Genomic DNA, 17,608 nt, shown 5'->3' with positions numbered 1-17,608 from the left:
TTGAATGGAACATCTGGAGAAGCACTGTTGTCCTCATTTTTTGGGTTTCTGTTACTGTTAAGCATCTTGGTTTTTTGTGTTTATCTGGTCAAACTCGCGATAACTTACCAAGCAAAGCTGAAGTCATTTCAGGCTGAACTTACTCAGGCTAATAAAATAATACAATCGCTTAGGCAACAACGTGAATCTGAACAGCGCACCTTCGGACAACTGTTTGCTGAAATAACAAAAAATGTTACTTGGTTAGCGCCATATATTGCGAACGTAAAGACTCATACCGATGAGATGAATGCCTTATTGCAGCGTATCAACCAACTTCTCGACAGTACAAAGCAGTGGAATGAGTCATCTCGCCAGATGTTGTCCTCGCCATTTTTGTTACAACCTTGGCTAAAAAACCAATTAAGTTTCGAGAAGGCAAAAAGCCAACAACCTTTACCCATTCATATCAGTGAGATCCCCGAACTGCTGGTTCAAACCCATCTCGAACTGTTAGAAAAAGTCTTCAGCAAGTTTTGTCAGGACGTCAGGCAATCAACGGGTATATCAGGCTATGTGCTTGAGATAGAGTCACAGCAAGGGCTTAGCTTGACCTTAACGGGTAACGTCGAGGCTACGCGGGAAGAATGTGCCGATGCTAGTTACCTGTTGTTAAAAAAGCGGGTGGAAGAAAATGGGGGGGAACTCTGTTGCCTTCATAGTTCACAATCAATAGCGCAATATACGCTTAACTTACCTGCGACAGTCTCTGAATTACCGCAATTTACGCCAGATTTTAGATATCTACAGCATCATGTTGCTGATGAGACCAAAGCTAAAGTATTGATCGTCGAGAGCGAACCAGAGTTTATGGATTGGCTTTATTACCATTTAGCTGCGGATTTTCGGCTCACGCTTTGCCAAACATGGCAAGGAGCGCAATATGAGTTAGATGAGCAGGGCGCAGAATTAATCCTATGTGATACCCAATTAAGTGATGGTGATGCGGCCAGTTGGTTATCAACACTCAAACATCAGCCTGAATATGCCGCCATTCCCTTTGTGATGTTAACTGCGGTTGATGATCCGCAGCAACGCTTACAGGCATGGCAGTGTTATGCCGATGATTATGTCAGCAAAAACAGCGATCCCGCATTATTGGTTGTGAGGTTAAATGCTTTAATTGAAAATAGGCGACTTGTGCAGCAGCAAATGTTATCGCTTTCCTTAGCCACAAATTCTGCGCAAGCATCCTCTTCAACACCTGTGCTAAGCACAACAGAAAGCCTCGATGAACAATTCGCTAAACGTTTAAGATGGGTGATTGATCAGCACATTACCACACAGGAATTGACGGTTGAGTTTGTTGCACAGCAGTTTCATACCAGTAGCCGTTCATTGCAGCGGCGCGTACAAAGCGTATTTGGCTTGTCATATTCCCAATATTTAAAGCAAACCCAATTACAAATCGCTAAGGATGCTTTAGTCGCAGGGCACAGCGTTAAAGAAGCCGCCTACTATGCAGGTTTTACCAGTCAAAATTACTTTGGCCGCGTCTTTAGGGCTGAATATGGGGTAACGCCCAGCCAATTTAAAAAGGATGCCAGTACTAAACCGCCAAACTTGGCCTAAGTTTTTTTAATTGCATGGCTTCACCTAAGAGGCGATCAATAACTTGTCGATCGCTTTCTTCAGAGAGGTGTTGAACACAAAAAGTGCTGATAGCAAGTGAGGTCAGTTGCTTGGCTTTATCTGTTAGTTGCTGCGCGAGTTGATTGGCATCCTCTAACCGATAGCCGGGTAAAATAATAATAAAAATATCGCCAATATAACGAGTTAATATGGCATTACTGGGTAAGTGATGATTGAGGATATGGCTTAACTGTTTTAGGCGCATATCGCCAATGGTATAGCCGTGAACTTCATTCACTTTACGAAAGCTGACAATATCCAAGGCAACAATAGAAAGGGGCGTTAACTGATGGCGACTTTCAATAATCTGTTGTTTAAGTCGGCAATATAATGCATGGCGATTATGGCAGCCCGTTAATGAATCGGTATTGGCGATTCTTTCCATTTCTTCGAGCAGTTGCTCTTTTTCGGTGACATCGGACAGCATGATCACACTGCCAATCGCCATGGCAGCGTTTTTTCCCATGAGTGAACGCTGTACTTGGACTCTTTTACCATCCTCTAATCTGATCACCTTAGTTTGGTTATCAGCCACCAGTGATGGGTCAATAAAACTACTTAATGGTTGACCTATTTTCCCCGTCGATAGTGTTGGCAAGAAGATTTTTGCCTTTGGGTTATAGTCAATTAAGCGCGATTGCTCATCAATCACGATATAACCTTGTTCAACTTGGTGAAATATTTGATCCCGTGCAATGGGGGTGAGTTTAATTAAGTCATAACGAAACACACTTATCGCAAAGGCGATAGTACAAAAAAATAAACCAAAAGGACTCATATCAAGGCCGTAGGGAGTATTGCCAATAAGCGTCCAAATATAGTTCAGCCAAGTTAAGGTAATGCCGACCAGAATGAGTAAAATCTGTGGCCTTAATACTGGATGTGTATTTTGCATGCAGCGGATAAAAATAATCACACTCACGATAACGGCCAAATGAATATAGAGCGAATACGCTAAGTACAGCCATCCTAAATGATTGGTCGTGACACTGATGTTATCCACTTTTTCTAGCCCGACAATATTAAAGCCTAGCCCATGCAAATCATTGGTTAATTGGCCTAATAGCACTATGGCACTGATCGAAAGCAAACTACTCACTAACCATAAAGGTGGCGAGGTTCGGGTCTGATAACTCACCGCAAACAAGACTACACAAGTAGGAATAAAGCAGGCACCTACAAATTCAATATTGAGCCAAAATTTAATTGAATCTAGCTCATGACTTGTCAGTTCAAAAGCATAACCAAAGGCTTGAATGGCGTAAGCCAGCAGCAGCCCAATAAACCAAATCGTGAACGCTTGGTAACGGATTTTAAGTGTCGCCCCTGCAAGGATGAGGCATAGTGCGGAGATAAGGAATAATAACCAACTGAAAACCGTAAAATCAGCAAACATGCAAACGCCTTTTCACTAAGCCACCTCTCAACATTAATCACGGGCAGCTAACTAGCGCATATGCGCTAAGTATCTATTCTTCTACAAAACGTGGCTATCTTAACGTTATTGATACAAGAAAGAAATAAGCCTAAAACAAAAGGCTGACACCTAAACCGCATTATTCATTCGCACTTTTACGCCAACTATTCGGACTTATACGCCAAGGTGATTGCGTTCAATCCCCTACTGAGTTCACATACAAGTACTTTATTTTTCAGTCGTTAATCTGTTATCGCTTAAGACAACTATCTCAATATTCAATGGGCACAATGGGCTGTTGAGTATCACGATAGCGCTGAGTGGACTTTGGCTTGGCAATAACAGATAAAGCAGAAAAGGGAATAACCGTGATTCGAGCGAAAAAACCAATTACACAGGCATTTTCAATAGCCTTGTTTGCCATGCTCTGTGGCGTACTTCCTGGTTGTGGCGGAGATGACGCAGGGGCTAATCCTTCACCAGAGCAACCGGATAATGGTGGTGGCGTTACTCGGGTCACCATCAGTTCGGTCGCCTCAGAGGGCGGCTCGATATTGCCCGCACAGCTTGAACTCAACAAAGGCGGCTCAGCCAGGTTTGCTATTAGCGCCAATCCTGGCTATTCCATCGACCAGATCACTGGCTGTAATGGTGAGCTGAAAACCGCAATGAGTTTGAACTATGCAGGCCACAACGACTGGCGGGTACCCAATTAGATACTCTGGTGCAATACTCGGAAGGTCGAGCCCCCTTAGCACACCCCAATGGTGAGTATTCAGGCCATACCGATGGCTGTTGCCTTGGCCACAACTACCAAAGGCCGACCATTAATACCTGTGCTTTTCCAAATATGCCAGAGTCGAGTGATTCTAGTTATTGGTCGTCTTCGCCCTATGCTAGTGATAGTAGCATTGGGTGGTTCGTCCACTTCGGTGTTGGTGGCATCGACCGCAATTATAAGAACGGTTTTGAGTTGAGCTACATTAACGTCCGTTTGGTGCGTGTTGGACAGTGATTGGCTTTGGCCGTGCGTCTTTGTAGCGCATTTTAAGGGGTAAAAAGGCAGAGTTGATGCGGATGCTGCGAGTGAAACTAACAATACAGCTTGGATTGGTTATCGAAATGATAGTGATTGACTTATTGGCCATTTAAGTTACAGAAGCGTTTCAGTGTGTAATGTCAAATACGAAAAAATTAGTCTAAAAATAGAGGTGTAAATATATGAGTCAAACAGCTAAACAGGATTTTTTGAAAACGTTTAAACAATATTCTTTACTTTTAATCGCGCTTTTTTACATTATTTTTTGTGTGATTTTGATGTCGTTTGCCAACCACAATACTGATTTTTTCCGGTCTGTTTGGGGTGTGTTTTTTGAGTTCTATGAGAGTGCCTTTGGTGGTGCTAGTGATGATTTTTTTATGTTCGTTTATGGTGTTGCACATTTTGTCATTTTTAGTCCGGTTGCGGCATTGTTAATAGGTTTGCCATCCTACATCATTCTTCGACTTATGTCTCGTCAGCCCCGTAATCTCATTTTACCTCCTATCATAATGTCATTATTAGGGATGGTTTTATTTGTAATATTAAATATTACAATTGATTAATAATATATCTATACCCTTCCTACTTGACGCTGCAGCGGTGTTGGCTACGTTCGTTCACCCCAATCACATAGTGTATCTATGCTCATGGGGATTCACTCACTTGCCGCCTACCTGCAACTCCAAGTAGTTTGAGTATACATTGATATTTGGGGGGGGAAGATACGTTAAATGGCTGGAGTAGTAATGGTTATTACAGGCTATTCCCACAAAGACCAATGGTCTATAAGTGGGAAACTAATGGCGCATTTTAGTGTGTAAAAATAAGAGTAGGCACGGATGCAGCAATTGAAGCAAACAAAAAGGCTTGGGTTAGTTCTGCTGGGTATAGGGTTATTCGGCGCTGTGGTTTACGCGCTGAGCATGCTAGAGCGTGGTGCGGTAATAGTGGGGGATAGTGATTCACTATCTCCCATGCCAGTGCCTTATTATTTAAACCTTAAAGAGGGCGAGTACGCCCGTCTCATCCCTCGGGCGCAGAAACAGTATGCGCTGGCACTGTGCCAAGGTGAAGACTATTGGCCCTTGCCTTATCTCGCTTACGATAACCTGTTATTGCAAGAAGTGCTGCAAAATCAAAATGAGTTTTCACAGCAGGACTATCTTAAAAGTCGCCTTGCATTACTGAACGAACGCTTTCGTTTTAAGCAGGATCAGCCTTTTTTACGTGGCGAGTTGCAAACGCTATTGCAAAGCAGCACTGCAGAGCAAAGCATCACCTTCAGTGCTTGGCTGAAAAACCGGATGGCAAAACAGCTTGAGCAGTTTCAGCAGTTGGATCATCAGCTAAAAGCGAGTCAACCTTGGTGGCCGTGGGCCGATTGGCCAAGCGATAATCACTGCTTGCAATGGGCGAAGCGGATGCAAAACGATGACTCTCTCTCGCAAGTGCCGATTTACCTTACCGACAATGGTGGTGGCAAAGGCATTGTCATTGATGACTTTTTTGCTTTGTTGTTAGAGCATCAAATCGATCAATACCTTGCGCGCGGTGATGTGCAAAGTGCCGCCAAGGTGTGGCCGCAGGTGATCCGATTTGAATTGCTCGATGCCCGCATATGGCAAGACAACATCATTGCGCATATTGATGAGTATTTGGGCTTTATTACGCTGTTTGGTTTAGATAAAACCGAGGCCGTGGCGTACGCCGAAGCGCAGTTGCAGCAAATCGACGATATTGATTACTACCCTGACGATAAAGCCATTATGCTGCGCAGCGTACAGTACTTGCGCCAACAGGTTGCGAAAGAGACTCAGTTGACTGACATTTCTGTCAAAAATCAACATCGCTTGCGCTGTTATCAAGGTAAAGCGCCTTGCCTAACACTATGGCAGTTGTATGAACAAGGATAATTACAATTATGAGGTTTATACCAATTGATTGAATGTACTTAGCATGGTTAAGTTATTTATAAATAATATTAATCAAAGAGGCATGAGGGAAATGCAGATTAAGTAAAAATTTTTACCTTAAAGTTTTTGCATATATTGAGTTTATGGCTGATGCACTGTTTAATTTACGCCATTATTTTATAGCGAGTTATTAATTATCTTGTTATTAACAATGTTCAGTCTGCATACAGGAATTGAATGTTTATCATGCTTTTGTTTTTTTAATCTATTTTGGTGTGTGTTTGGTTTTTTGTAGTGTTCTATGTTAAACGATAAAGTCTTTAGTAGCTTTAAAATGTAAATGGAGAAAAGTAAATTGAAAATTTTTAAAAAGATCGCTTTGATAGTTCTCGTGCTATATGCGGCAGGACTATCATTTGTGAATTATCTCATGTATGTCGAGGATGAAAAAGGATGGGTTAACTTAAGGGAGTTAAATTCGAACTTAGCTACTGTAAAAGACCAATTCAAAAAATATAATATTAATATGGGATATTTTGGTGAAGCTAAAGGTGATGATTCAATAAGGTTTTCTAAGCTTGAATTAAGTCATAATAAAGCAAGTTTAGAGTTGGAACAGGTTCTGATCACGGGAGTTGGTTCTACACAACTTCAGTTAGAGGCTCGTTATAACTATTTTGTTGCCAAAGAAAATATATTAAATGGGAATTTTGAGGCCATTATCGATTTATCTCGCAATAACGATAAGTTAGCTATGGCAGATATAAAGTTTAAGCTAAGGTCTAGTGGTGTAGAACGAGCCAAAGGTACTTTGGTTTTAGATTATTCACAGACAAAAGATTCAGATGTTGATAATTTATTTAGTAAAGCTATTGTTAAAGAGTTTAGGTTGAAGCTTGATGATAATAGTTTGCTTTCCGCTCAGGCTAAAGCAACAAGGGATTTTTTGAGTTATGCTAAGCCTGAAGTGAAAATTAATGACAAAGAACTAATGTCTCATGTCACTAATACATATTTAAATAATGCTTATGTTGCGCTTAATGAGTTAGGTTATACGCTAAATAATAATGATGGTGAGCAAATTAAAAAGTCGCTAGAGGATGAAAGTTTGAATCTCTTTGTATCCTACAAAAGTAAAGATAGTTTAACACTAAAACAGTTATACGAGAAAATTAGGTCAAACAAAAGTCCTGTAATAATTGGAGTCCTCTAGCGGAGTCCATCTTGAGATAGAGTTGTAGCATTTTCGCTACAACTTTATTCTTTTTCATGATGTTGGCATATTACATTGAGGCATAAATAAGTGCTTTATTGTTACAAACCTTCGTACTGATAAATGTGATTATTGCGATAATAAGGGTGTGGTTTAAATCTATTTGATTGGCAGTGATCGTATGCAGAGGTCGTTCTATCTGTGTGCGCTTGTTGGACGACTCCTTAGGGGATCGTGTTGTTGCTATTTCCGCCTTTTTATCATGTGGTTAAGATGAGTAACGACATCGTACGGATTTTGCCTTGCATCAATGTCTGCTAACTTGTTGCAAAGTTACGCTGAAATCTTAACGCCCTAGGAGATCCGATGAACTGGAACCCCGATGATTACTTAGCCGCGTGGTACTTTGCGGCGCGCGCCCATGCTGGGCAAACCTTCAAAGGCCAACGGCCTGATGAGCACTTGCCTTATTGTGTGCATTTAGGCGCGGTGGCAATGGAGGTGATACATGCACTTAAATCGCGCCCCGATCTTGATGGCCGTTTGGCACTGCAAGTGGCGCTGCTGCATGATGTGATTGAAGATACTTCAACCCGTTATCAGCAAGTGGAAGAAGCGTTTGGGGAGCAAGTGGCGCAAGGCGTGTTGGCACTGAGCAAAAATAAGCAGGTAGGCGATAAGGCAGCGCAAATGGCCGATTCACTGGCGAGGATACAACAGCAGCCAGATGAAATATGGCTGGTGAAGCTGTGCGATCGCATCACCAACTTATCACCACCGCCACACCACTGGAGCCGTGAAAAAATTGCTGCCTATCGCGATGAAGCGCAGCGTATTTTAGATGCCTTGGGCCGTGCCGATGCAGGCGCTGCCCAGCGGTTAAGCGCACGTATTGCCGATTACGCGGCGTTTTGTTCACCGCAAGCTGAGTAGCAGTAAATGAAGGGAGTGAAAAGCGCATGAGCCAACTCTCGCTAAGTGAAGCGACACACAGAAATATTCAGGCGTTAAACCAAGCGCAAAGGGCTTCGCTGCTGCCTATTGTGCAGCAGGTACTGCACTATCGCGATTTAGTGGCTCGCCAAGGTTGGTTAGTACTGGAAGTGGCGTATCAACCCTTTGGCGAACCGGTTTTGAGCCAAGCTGCACAAAGTTATTGTGACAAAGTAATCGAACTTTTGCTGTGGGGGCATGATGCCAGCGCAGTGGCGCAAGTATGCCAGAGAGGGTTGTTGAATCAGCCTTTTTCGGCGTTTGAACAACTGGCGCTGCTGTTGTTTAGCGATGGTATGCTGGCACTGAGCGAGGGCAGGCCACGTGATTATCTGCGCGACATCATGCTCGCGTCACTCGGTTTTGAATGGCAAGCGGCTTTGGAAGAGGCAGAGCAGGCGCGCGAAAGAGAGTATCCGCTTGCACCATTAGTCTGGCAGCCATTCACTGACGCTCAGCTACAACAAGAGTTAGAGAACCACGTGCCCGGCGATCAACCCCCGTGGCGCGCCGCTTTTTTGTTCGCCCATTTAAGCGATGCACAGTTACAAGCGTTACTGCGTGAAGCTCAGACCAGCGACTGGATTAATCTGCTGTGGCTGGTGCAAAGTGAACCATTATGGCAACGGTTGGCGGATAACATTACGCAGCGGACTCAACGCCATTTTCATGAAAGCTATCAACATCATTGGCAAGGTGTCAGACGCAGCCAACCGCTGGCGGCGTATTGGCTAGAGGCGTATCAATCATTCACCAATCTCTATCAGTTGCTGCATGTGCAGCTCGGTGATGAGCTATTCGCGCGCTTACTGGGTGATCTGCCCAAAACCGAGAATGGAGTCCCTTATGACAGCTAGCTCAATGAAAATCAAAGGTCTCCCTCAATGTTTTGGCTGCCTACTCCTATTACTTGCCATGAGTAGTTCTGCTTATGCTGCCCACGAAAGCACTAACCCACTGGATAAAAACTCCGCATCTTTTCAACAGGCCTACGCACTATTGCAGCAAAATGGCGCGTCGCTGGATTTGGAGCTGTTTGAAAAACATCCAGTGGAATATCAAGCGTATTTGCTCGGCAGTTACAGTGCGCAGGCGCAGCATTACCCGTTAGCGATTGAATGGTTTAATCGAGCCTATGCGGATGTAGATAAACTGAACGAGTTCAGTCAGCAGAGCTTGCTCTATCAGTTAGGATACAGCTATGCGCAGCTTGGTGAGTTGGCTGAGAGTGAAACTTGGTATCGCCGTGCGATAGCCAAAGGCAGTGCCGATGCTTGTGTTAACTTAGGTGCGAGTTATGAGCAGCGCCAGCAATATCAACAAGCCGAGGCTCAGTATTTAAGCTGTCTTCCTGACAACGAAAGTGCCTTACTTTACCTTAATCTCGGTACGCTTTATTACAACGGGTTAGTGAAGCAAGATAAAGGCTTAGGCGGCCGTTATTGGCAGTTATCCGCTAAGCTCGACCCCTACGATAGCGATATTCAATATAACCTTGGCGTGTATTACCTCAATACCGAGCGCGACTTAGACAAAGCCCGCTATTACTTTAGCCAATGCAGTTGGCAAGAAAGTGAATGTGCCAGCGTGTTATCGCATCCCTTGCTGATTGGCCGCAGCGCCGAACAAGCGCATTGGCAAGCATTACGCCAAGGCAGTGTGGTCGAACAGCGTCATCTTTTAGAGGACAGAGCCAAGCATTTGTTACCTGTACCTGTGTATTTTGAGGATGAAACGGCAGAGATTATGCTGCAAGTGCAATTGAACGATAAAGAGTGGCAGAAGATCACCGCCACGGCTCAAAGCCGAGAGCAGTTAGAAAAAGCCTGCACTTGGTTAAATCGACTGATTTGGGTCGATACCTTTTCGGGGGCGAATGCACAAACCTATTTGCAGCTGAATCGTGGTACGTTAACGTTACCCTTGGAATGGAAATATCAGGGCTTGCGTTATCAAGTCCTCGAGCAAAGCGGACAGTGGCAGTGTTCTGCGTATCCCCTTAAATCTAATGAGTAATTGGTATTAATATCAAGAGAGCTGCAAATAATTGTGGTGTTGTTTTTAGATCTTGAGTTTCGATAAAGACATATGATTTTTACTCATTCTGTTAAGGTTTAATGATGGCGAGATTCCATGGCATATTTTGAAACTGCTTATGTGGATTTGGTGATACTCAATGTATTTATGAATGCCTTGGCTTTAATAGAAAAATCGATGAATTTTTATTTTTCAATCGTAAATGTTAGTATTGCGCAGATTTTTAGGGGATTAAACGGAACAGGAACGGATAAACATGAAGAAAGTACTGACCGCGGCATTGTTGATGACTGCGCCATTTATGGCGAATGCTGGAGCCGATTTTGTTAAGGGCGACAAGACATTCGCAGGTGAAGCAGAGCTAGGGGCAACCTTAACCACAGGCAACACTGATACCTCATCTTACAAAGGTCGCTTAAACTTCAAGCATGAATTAGGTGACTGGGAAAACCAGTATCTTTTAGAAGGTTTATACAAAGAAGATACGGGTGAGGTCACGGCTAAACGTTATTTAGCGGGTGCCCAGGGTAACTATAGAATGAATGACCGCAGTTACTTGTTTGCCAATGCTAATTACGAAGTCGACCCTTTTACCGGTTATGACTACACAGTATCAGGCGCGGCGGGTTATGGTCACAGACTCTATGACACCAGTAAGACCTTCCTGGATGTGGAAATCGGTCCCGGTTACATCTATCAACGCCTCGATTCAGAGCAAGCCCTGTTAGAAGGTACTGATTCGAATGACAGCGTGGTTGCCCACGGCGTGATCAACTTCGAAACTGAAATCACTGAAACCTCAAAATTCCAGCAACGTTTTGTGGCCGACTATGGTGATAAGTTGGATGCACGCTCAGAAACTTCGCTTACGGCGAATATTATTGGCGCTTTGGCAATGAAATTTGCCATTATTGTGCGTTACAACAGTGAGCCTTTAGATGATAAAAAGAGCACAGATACTGAAACAAATATGACCTTGCTCTATTCGTTCTAATCAATGTGATTGATATCAATAAAAAAGCACCGAGAGGTGCTTTTTTATTGACTGTTTTTGGACTAACTTGAAACAAAGTTAGTTAATTCTTTATTAGTTGTGCCTGTAGTTATACAAAAATTAATGTTGTAAGTGCCTTTGGTTATCGGGAAATGCATAGAAAGTTGCGATTTATCAAAATTTACAGAACGAGAGCTATGGTAATTTGCGATCTTCTTTCCCTTGCAGAGATCAACTTTGATGAAATTACAGCGGTGGTTTAAGAACGGTGGAGTAGGATTGTTTAGCCTATTCTGCATTGCAATATTGAGCGGATTCTCACCAGCAGTTTGGGCTATGACCGAAGGAACAGAACGGCTCGATTTAACCGCTGCAGCAGTGGGGTATCTTGCCATTTGTGTCTTCGTACTTGCCTATATTTTGGTGATGGCCGAAGAGGCGCTGCACCTGCGTAAATCCAAACCCGTATTGGTCGCAGCCGGCATTATTTGGGGCATGATAGGCTTTGTGTATGTGCAACATGGGATGTCCGAGGTCTCTGAGGCGGCTTTTAAGCACAATTTACTGGAATACGCCGAGTTATTACTCTTCCTATTAGTGGCGATGACGTATATCAATGCCATGGAGGAACGTAATTTATTCGATGCGATTCGCGGTTGGCTCGTGGGACGCGGTTTTAGTTTGCGGACCGTATTCTGGCTAACGGGATTTATGGCCTTCTTTATTTCGCCAGTGGCGGATAACTTAACCACGGCTTTATTAATGTGTGCTGTGGTGATGAAGGTCGGCGCGGGGCAGCGCAAATTTATTACGCTGGCGTGTATCAACATTGTGGTTGCGGCGAACGCGGGCGGTGCCTTTAGTCCCTTTGGTGATATCACCACCTTAATGGTGTGGCAAAAGGGTTTAGTGCACTTTGCCGACTTCTTCCATCTGTTTATTCCTGCCTTGGTCAACTTTGTCTTGCCTGCGGCTATTATGAGCGTGTTTATCCCACGTTATGTGCCTGAGCCAGAAAAAGAGCAGGTGTACACTAAACCCGGTGCTAAACGTATCGTAGCGTTATTCCTGTTGACCATTGCGACGGCTGTGTGTGCTCACTCCTTCTTCGGCATGCCACCAGTGCTTGGGATGATGACAGGGTTGGGCTTCCTGCAATTCTTCGGTTATTACCTGCGTAAGACCTTCGATAAATCAGTTGCCCGTGAACGTGCTAAGGCGGAGTTGCGTCAAGATCAACAACGTCTTCAACAGCTTGGTAGCGTAGTGCCCTTCGATGTATTTAGCCGTATCTCCCGTGCTGAATGGGATACCCTGCTGTTCTTCTACGGTGTGGTGTTATGTGTGGGTGGCCTAGGCTTTATGGGCTATTTAAGTTTGGTTTCAGAGGCGATGTATTCCCATTGGGATGCGACCTATGCCAACGTGGCTATCGGTCTATTGTCTTCGGTCGTCGATAATATTCCGGTGATGTTTGCTGTGTTGACTATGAATCCCGAGATGGCGCTTGGTCAATGGCTATTGGTGACGTTGACTGCGGGCGTCGGCGGAAGTTTATTGTCGATTGGAAGTGCTGCAGGGGTGGCTTTAATGGGGCAGGCAAGGGGGATTTATACCTTTGGCGCCCACTTACGTTGGACACCTGTCATTGCATTGGGCTACGTGGCGAGTATTTTAGTCCATATGTGGTTAAATGCAGCAATGTTCTAGAAACAAATGAAACGCAGTGTATCTTTGTGTTTTTTAGCATTTAATTTTTTATTGATGCAATTCACAGATTATTAATCTGCTAAAGCGAGATGCTTCTGGATCACTGCGTCATTTAAGTTCAAATTGTATACTCGGCTCCAAGTTAAATGGTGAGAGGAGCCGAGATGCAAATTGGTGATTGTTGGTTTGATGCGCATGAACATTTGTTAGTTGATGCTTCTGGCTGCCGCTGGATATTGAGTGTCGATGAGTTTCAAGTGTTGAGTGTATTGGCTAAGAATCAAGGGAAGGTGGTTTCCCGCTTCGAATTAATTCAGTTATTGTCGTCCTATGATAAAGACTCACTTCGGTGTGATGATCAGCTTGATGATGTGATTAAGCGTATACGCACTATATTAGGGAAAAAACCTTATTCTCTACTTGATACCGTGAGAGGTGAAGGATTTATTTTGTACCCTTCGCAAGCATCAATGAGATATAAATTGCTTAGCTCTCCAACATCCCAAATAAATTCGTTACAGTTTTTGTTTATCATTCTTGTCAGCCTAATGACTTTGTATGGGATTAATATGCATATATCTCATCCCACAGTAATAGCGCCTAATTATCGACAGCAGATCATGATGCACAATGGCTCGTCTTCAGAGATAAAGTTCTACACTGGTCAGCACTACGAAGCGAATATGAAATTATTCGTCAAGCAAATGATTGGTCAAATGGAGGCTTGCGCTGTTTCTCCTTGGCAGTCAATTGCAGCCAATGTGTCAACAGACCGAAAATTGATCAGCTTCATTTTGCGAAATAATCGGGAGAATGGGCTGAAATTTCAGACGGTAAAATTAATGTCAGATAATTTTATAGCAGATACCTCGCAGCCAGATTGGCTCATTTTATCGGGGATTTGTAGCTAAAATGAACAATACCATTCTGGCATTGGGCCGCTTTAAGCCGTGGCAACTTTTGCTTATCTTCGTCAGCGGAGTTGGAATATTAGTCTTCGGATATACGGCGAGTTTTAGCCATAAAAGTTTGAACTTAAACTGCCTGGCTCAGCTGTATCAACCGCCTTTTGGGGATGCCACCTCGTCTTCATTGCATCATTCCTTATCACTTACAGTAGAAGTGCAGGACAAAAAAGTGAATTTAAATTATCGTTACGGCAGTAATGATAAGGAGCTTGCGTCCATTAATTACTCTGGCGTAGTTAAAAATTTTGATATTGGCTCAATGACTTATCAATTTGGTTTGGCTCAGGCAAACGTCCAAATGGATCTGCTACAGATAGAGCTCCCCGAACCCATTCGAGATGATGTTCAACGTTCAAGGGAGGCATTAATGGCGCTGGGGACAATGAGCTTTAATATGCAGATAGTGGATATTAATCGTCTCGATGACTATACCCTAATTAAATTTACCCCCAGTGGTAATTTATGGGCATGCAGTAGTCGCTAATAACAATATAGGCATCCAACTCCTCCCTGAAGTGGATGCCTATCTATTGGGACGCGATGAAAGGGATTACAACGGAGCGACAGGGACTAATGCCAGTTCATTATTGGCTTTCGTGCCATAGATCTGAATCGCGACTTTAATTTGGGACACTGCGCCACTCGGATCCTTTGACTGCCAATCTAGTCCTGCTATTTCAAACTGGTATTGACCATTTTTTACCTCAGTCAACTTACCACTGCACTCACCTTTGCTCTGGCAGCGATAGTTTTGGGTAACATGCCAACGCTTCCATGCCTTGGCATTTGACGAAGATTTACTCTTGTCAGGAAAGCCAAAGTAATAGATATCATAGCTTGTCGCCTCGGTAATTGATGCTTTGTTCGCATCCGTCAGCGAAAAGTTTAATGTACCAGTCTTAGGATCAAACTGCTCTACGGTCAGATTAATCTGAGTTGCGTCATTGATACTGACGCTGGTTTCCACTGGCGGCGGTGGTGGCGGAGGAGTGATTTCCTCTGATTTATCATCACTACCACAGCCGACTAGTGCGAGCGTACCTAGAGTTAATATCAGTAATGGGGATTTCATCACTGCCTCCTTAATTAAAGTGTCCTGTGTGGCAAGTGGTACATTCCATATCGGTTTTTACACTGGCGGCCGAACCTAAGGTGCCTGTGCTGCCGTGGCACACTTGGCAATCTTGCGCTTCAAGTGAAGGTTTACTACCCGGTAATGCCCCAATAATCTCCCCTTGATAGGCACGATTTAGCAGTTCGACTAAGTGATACGTCATAGAAGCAGATAGGCGATAGCAGCGCTCACCTTTCTTGGCGAATGGCAGTCCTGAGGCCCGAGACCAGTTACTGATTGAGGAGTGGCACAATACGCTCATCGCCTTTGATGAACTGCCTACAAGCGCTGTTTTTTCCGCGGTTGAACCTATGCCAGCAATAAATTCTGGGGAAGAAAGTGGCAAAGTGGTGTTTTCGTAATAACGGAATGCATTTGCAATTACGGCGTTATTTTGGCCATTGATATCATCTAAGATATTGACCAGCATACCGATAGCATTGAGGTTGCCGCACAGAGTTCCTTGGCCTGTAACCCCTGCAAAACCATAGCCTGCCAATGCGGTTGGGATGGACTTAAACTTATCGGCATCGGCACTCGTTGATTGCGCTAGCATAGTGACAACTGAGTGAAAGACTTGATGCATACAACCACCACCTGTCTCGTAGGCGAGTTTGGCCGTTGCCATTGGATCGAGTGGCACGTATTTTAGTTTTTCACCGAGTGCTAATTGATATTGGCCGTCGGCATTGGTGGCTGCAAACGCTGAAGTTCCCATTAAGGTTGCGCCCGCAGCCGCTGTGCTAATTCCGATAATACGAGTTAATGCTTGGCGTCGATTAATGCTCATCATGAATATCCTCTTGAGTAATTGCTTTTATTTATCAATCATTAACCATTGGTTGATGGCATCATTCTATGAAGCACAAATATAAATAGTGTGATTTGTCGCAGGGGATATTTCGCTGTGATGAAGCAAGGTAAGCAGAGGGATATCAATCGCTTTAGTTGATTGCTGTAACTTGGTTATCTTATTTTTATCGATTTCAATCTGTGGGGGAGCACATTATTTGTGACATTTATGTAAATTTATGCGGATTTGCTAGCAAACAAAGCCGTCACAAAGGTCATTTATTGCTGTGAGCTAACGCAGATTTTTGTTTTATGCTCATCTACTTGCGGGGGAAGCTCACGAAAATTAATTATTTAGTATCTTGGGTTAACGGGATCACAGTAATCATTAGATGCCTTGCATAGACTTAATTCGATGATTTATGGGTTGGAGTTTTTTATGCAAGTGGGGAGCTGTTGGTTTGACCGGGAGCGTGGCTTACTCGTCGAACAGGCTCGAAATGAATCTTGGCACCTTCCCCGTGCCGAGTTGCAAGTGTTGAGCCTATTGGTTGAACATCAAGGTAAACTGGTCTCCAAGCATGAGCTTAAGACTGGCGATGGAGAGCACCCGCCGCTCACCGATACTTCATTAGCGCGGGCGGTATTTATGATCCGCTCTTTCCTTGGGCCACAATATGAAGGGTTGATTGAAACCGTCAAGGGGCAAGGCTACCTACTGCATAGCACTCAGGGACAGCGGCTAAAAAGTTTTCATTACCATAGATTGCAGTCATTACCTTGGTGGAGTGCGCTATTAGTCTTTGGTTTTATGCTTGCTATTTCAGGCTTTTATTTAAGCCGCATCGACCATAGCGTACCAACTGAACCTCTTCTATCCACTGAGTTGCCATTAGCCTCGGGTCAGCATATTCGATTGCACCTGTATGCTAATTCTAAAACTAATAATACTTTGTTGTTTGAATTAGGCGACCGTTTGGGCCAAGGATTAAGTCGTTGTGGACAGAGTGATTGGTCAGAGGTTTACTCTTCACTTTCCCATGATAAACAGGTGCTTAATATTACTCTGCGTGGGCACAAACTCGGACAGTCTGTTATTCGCAATTTGAAGATTAGCGATTTTAGGCGGCCAAAAACATTTATTGATGAAAACTGGCTACAGGAGATTGGGATCTGTGGCTAAATGGCTTAAGTGGACGATAAATCTCACCATTCTCACGGCACTGATTGTGGCCTGCGGTGTGATTTACCTGCAATCCGTCTCTAACAAGGCGGTGATCTTAAATTGCAGTTCCGAGCTTTTTGACCGTCACGTTCAACGTGTGGATGATGGGAAATACTACCTTTTAGTTGACGTATTGATCTCGGCGGGTAATGCGCAAATCAATTACCGCTACTTTAATCTTGATGGCTCAAGTGCGGGCGCGATCCTGATGCAGGGTGAGGTCAAAAGCATGGAGCTCAATCGCATGACCTACAATGTGTCGGTCAAAACCAAGACGGAATCCGAAGATATCGACAAAAAGTCTTGGCCCGAGCATATGAAATACCTTTCCTACATTAGCAGCTTACATTTTAGTGAATCGGGTAGGCACAATCTCAGTATTGAGGTGCTCGATAGCGACACGAATCAAGATTATGCGGTTGTCTTATTCCAACCGAGTAATACTGTTTGTGGCTGCCGAATCGTCAATAGTCGAATTTAATCAGTGAATTTGCTGCGCTTTCGGTTTAGATTATCTTT

Annotated in this window: 19 protein-coding genes; 16 read left to right on the top strand and 3 right to left on the bottom strand. The window is 43.8% G+C overall.

From position 1 onward, the window contains the following. Positions 1-27: 27 nt before the first annotated feature. The gene (locus SHD_RS07850) at positions 28-1,611 is read left to right on the top strand and encodes a response regulator transcription factor (RefSeq protein WP_235056961.1); all 1,584 of its coding nucleotides are present in this window, start codon (positions 28-30) and stop codon (positions 1,609-1,611) included. On the opposite strand, the gene SHD_RS07845 is transcribed toward SHD_RS07850, so the two are convergent. After that, the gene (locus tag SHD_RS07845) at positions 1,589-3,067 is read right to left on the bottom strand and encodes a histidine kinase N-terminal 7TM domain-containing diguanylate cyclase (protein ID WP_023266620.1); all 1,479 of its coding nucleotides are present in this window, start codon (positions 3,065-3,067) and stop codon (positions 1,589-1,591) included. The two genes, SHD_RS07850 and SHD_RS07845, sit on opposite strands and share 23 nt — an antisense overlap. Positions 3,068-3,456: 389 nt before the next feature. Here SHD_RS07845 and SHD_RS07840 point away from each other — a divergent pair, with 389 nt between their 5' ends. The 13 genes from SHD_RS07840 to SHD_RS07790 all read left to right on the top strand — a co-directional run bounded on the left by SHD_RS07840 (position 3,457) and on the right by SHD_RS07790 (position 14,442). Continuing rightward, positions 3,457-3,804, top strand: coding sequence for a hypothetical protein (locus SHD_RS07840; protein ID WP_235056960.1), 348 nt, complete (start codon positions 3,457-3,459; stop codon positions 3,802-3,804). Between the two features lie 8 nt (positions 3,805-3,812). After that, a complete protein-coding gene (locus tag SHD_RS21790) occupies positions 3,813-4,103 on the top strand; it encodes a hypothetical protein (RefSeq protein WP_161629209.1) in 291 nt (96 codons plus the stop codon). A gap of 206 nt (positions 4,104-4,309) precedes the next feature. After that, positions 4,310-4,693 (top strand): hypothetical protein, encoded by a 384-nt coding sequence (locus SHD_RS07835; RefSeq protein WP_023266618.1) that lies wholly within the window; start codon positions 4,310-4,312, stop codon positions 4,691-4,693. A gap of 285 nt (positions 4,694-4,978) precedes the next feature. Next, positions 4,979-6,043, top strand: a complete 1,065-nt coding sequence (locus SHD_RS07830) for a hypothetical protein (protein WP_039977852.1) — start codon at positions 4,979-4,981, stop codon at positions 6,041-6,043. Positions 6,044-6,398: 355 nt separating this feature from the next. After that, positions 6,399-7,256, top strand: a complete 858-nt coding sequence (locus SHD_RS07825; protein WP_039977837.1) for a hypothetical protein — start codon at positions 6,399-6,401, stop codon at positions 7,254-7,256. A gap of 366 nt (positions 7,257-7,622) precedes the next feature. Then, positions 7,623-8,189: an HD domain-containing protein gene (locus tag SHD_RS07820; RefSeq protein ID WP_023266615.1), complete on the top strand. Its 567-nt coding sequence runs from the start codon at positions 7,623-7,625 to the stop codon at positions 8,187-8,189. A 26-nt stretch (positions 8,190-8,215) separates the two neighbouring features. After that, positions 8,216-9,106 (top strand): hypothetical protein, encoded by an 891-nt coding sequence (locus SHD_RS07815; RefSeq protein ID WP_023266614.1) that lies wholly within the window; start codon positions 8,216-8,218, stop codon positions 9,104-9,106. Continuing rightward, a complete protein-coding gene (locus tag SHD_RS07810) occupies positions 9,096-10,265 on the top strand; it encodes a tetratricopeptide repeat protein (protein WP_023266613.1) in 1,170 nt (389 codons plus the stop codon). The genes SHD_RS07815 and SHD_RS07810 overlap by 11 nt, the downstream gene beginning before the upstream one ends. A gap of 117 nt (positions 10,266-10,382) precedes the next feature. Further along, positions 10,383-10,616, top strand: coding sequence for a hypothetical protein (locus SHD_RS21955; protein WP_023266612.1), 234 nt, complete (start codon positions 10,383-10,385; stop codon positions 10,614-10,616). Further along, a complete protein-coding gene (locus SHD_RS07805) occupies positions 10,543-11,280 on the top strand; it encodes a DUF481 domain-containing protein (RefSeq protein ID WP_039977835.1) in 738 nt (245 codons plus the stop codon). The genes SHD_RS21955 and SHD_RS07805 overlap by 74 nt, the downstream gene beginning before the upstream one ends. 240 nt (positions 11,281-11,520) lie before the next feature. Beyond that, the gene (nhaD, locus tag SHD_RS07800) at positions 11,521-12,990 is read left to right on the top strand and encodes a sodium:proton antiporter NhaD (RefSeq protein WP_023266610.1); all 1,470 of its coding nucleotides are present in this window, start codon (positions 11,521-11,523) and stop codon (positions 12,988-12,990) included. Between the two features lie 164 nt (positions 12,991-13,154). Then, positions 13,155-13,901, top strand: coding sequence for a winged helix-turn-helix domain-containing protein (locus SHD_RS07795; protein WP_039977833.1), 747 nt, complete (start codon positions 13,155-13,157; stop codon positions 13,899-13,901). A 1-nt stretch (position 13,902) separates the two neighbouring features. After that, positions 13,903-14,442, top strand: coding sequence for a hypothetical protein (locus SHD_RS07790; protein ID WP_023266608.1), 540 nt, complete (start codon positions 13,903-13,905; stop codon positions 14,440-14,442). Positions 14,443-14,508: 66 nt separating this feature from the next. On the opposite strand, the gene SHD_RS07785 is transcribed toward SHD_RS07790, so the two are convergent. After that, positions 14,509-15,030: a hypothetical protein gene (locus SHD_RS07785; protein ID WP_023266607.1), complete on the bottom strand. Its 522-nt coding sequence runs from the start codon at positions 15,028-15,030 to the stop codon at positions 14,509-14,511. A 10-nt stretch (positions 15,031-15,040) separates the two neighbouring features. Then, positions 15,041-15,862, bottom strand: a complete 822-nt coding sequence (locus SHD_RS07780) for a cytochrome c3 family protein (protein WP_039977831.1) — start codon at positions 15,860-15,862, stop codon at positions 15,041-15,043. A 441-nt stretch (positions 15,863-16,303) separates the two neighbouring features. Between SHD_RS07780 and SHD_RS07775 the strand changes: the two genes are divergently transcribed. Both SHD_RS07775 and SHD_RS07770 read left to right on the top strand, forming a co-directional pair. After that, positions 16,304-17,047 (top strand): winged helix-turn-helix domain-containing protein, encoded by a 744-nt coding sequence (locus SHD_RS07775; RefSeq protein ID WP_039977829.1) that lies wholly within the window; start codon positions 16,304-16,306, stop codon positions 17,045-17,047. Further along, positions 17,040-17,570 (top strand): hypothetical protein, encoded by a 531-nt coding sequence (locus SHD_RS07770; RefSeq protein WP_023266604.1) that lies wholly within the window; start codon positions 17,040-17,042, stop codon positions 17,568-17,570. Before SHD_RS07775 ends, SHD_RS07770 begins: the two co-directional genes overlap by 8 nt. The last annotated feature ends 38 nt before the right edge of the window (positions 17,571-17,608 follow it).

It is taken from the genome of Shewanella decolorationis S12, from assembly GCF_000485795.1.
Lineage (GTDB): Bacteria > Pseudomonadota > Gammaproteobacteria > Enterobacterales > Shewanellaceae > Shewanella > Shewanella decolorationis.
Note: the sequence above shows the minus strand (reverse complement) of the source record. Positions and strands in the feature narration are given on the sequence as shown.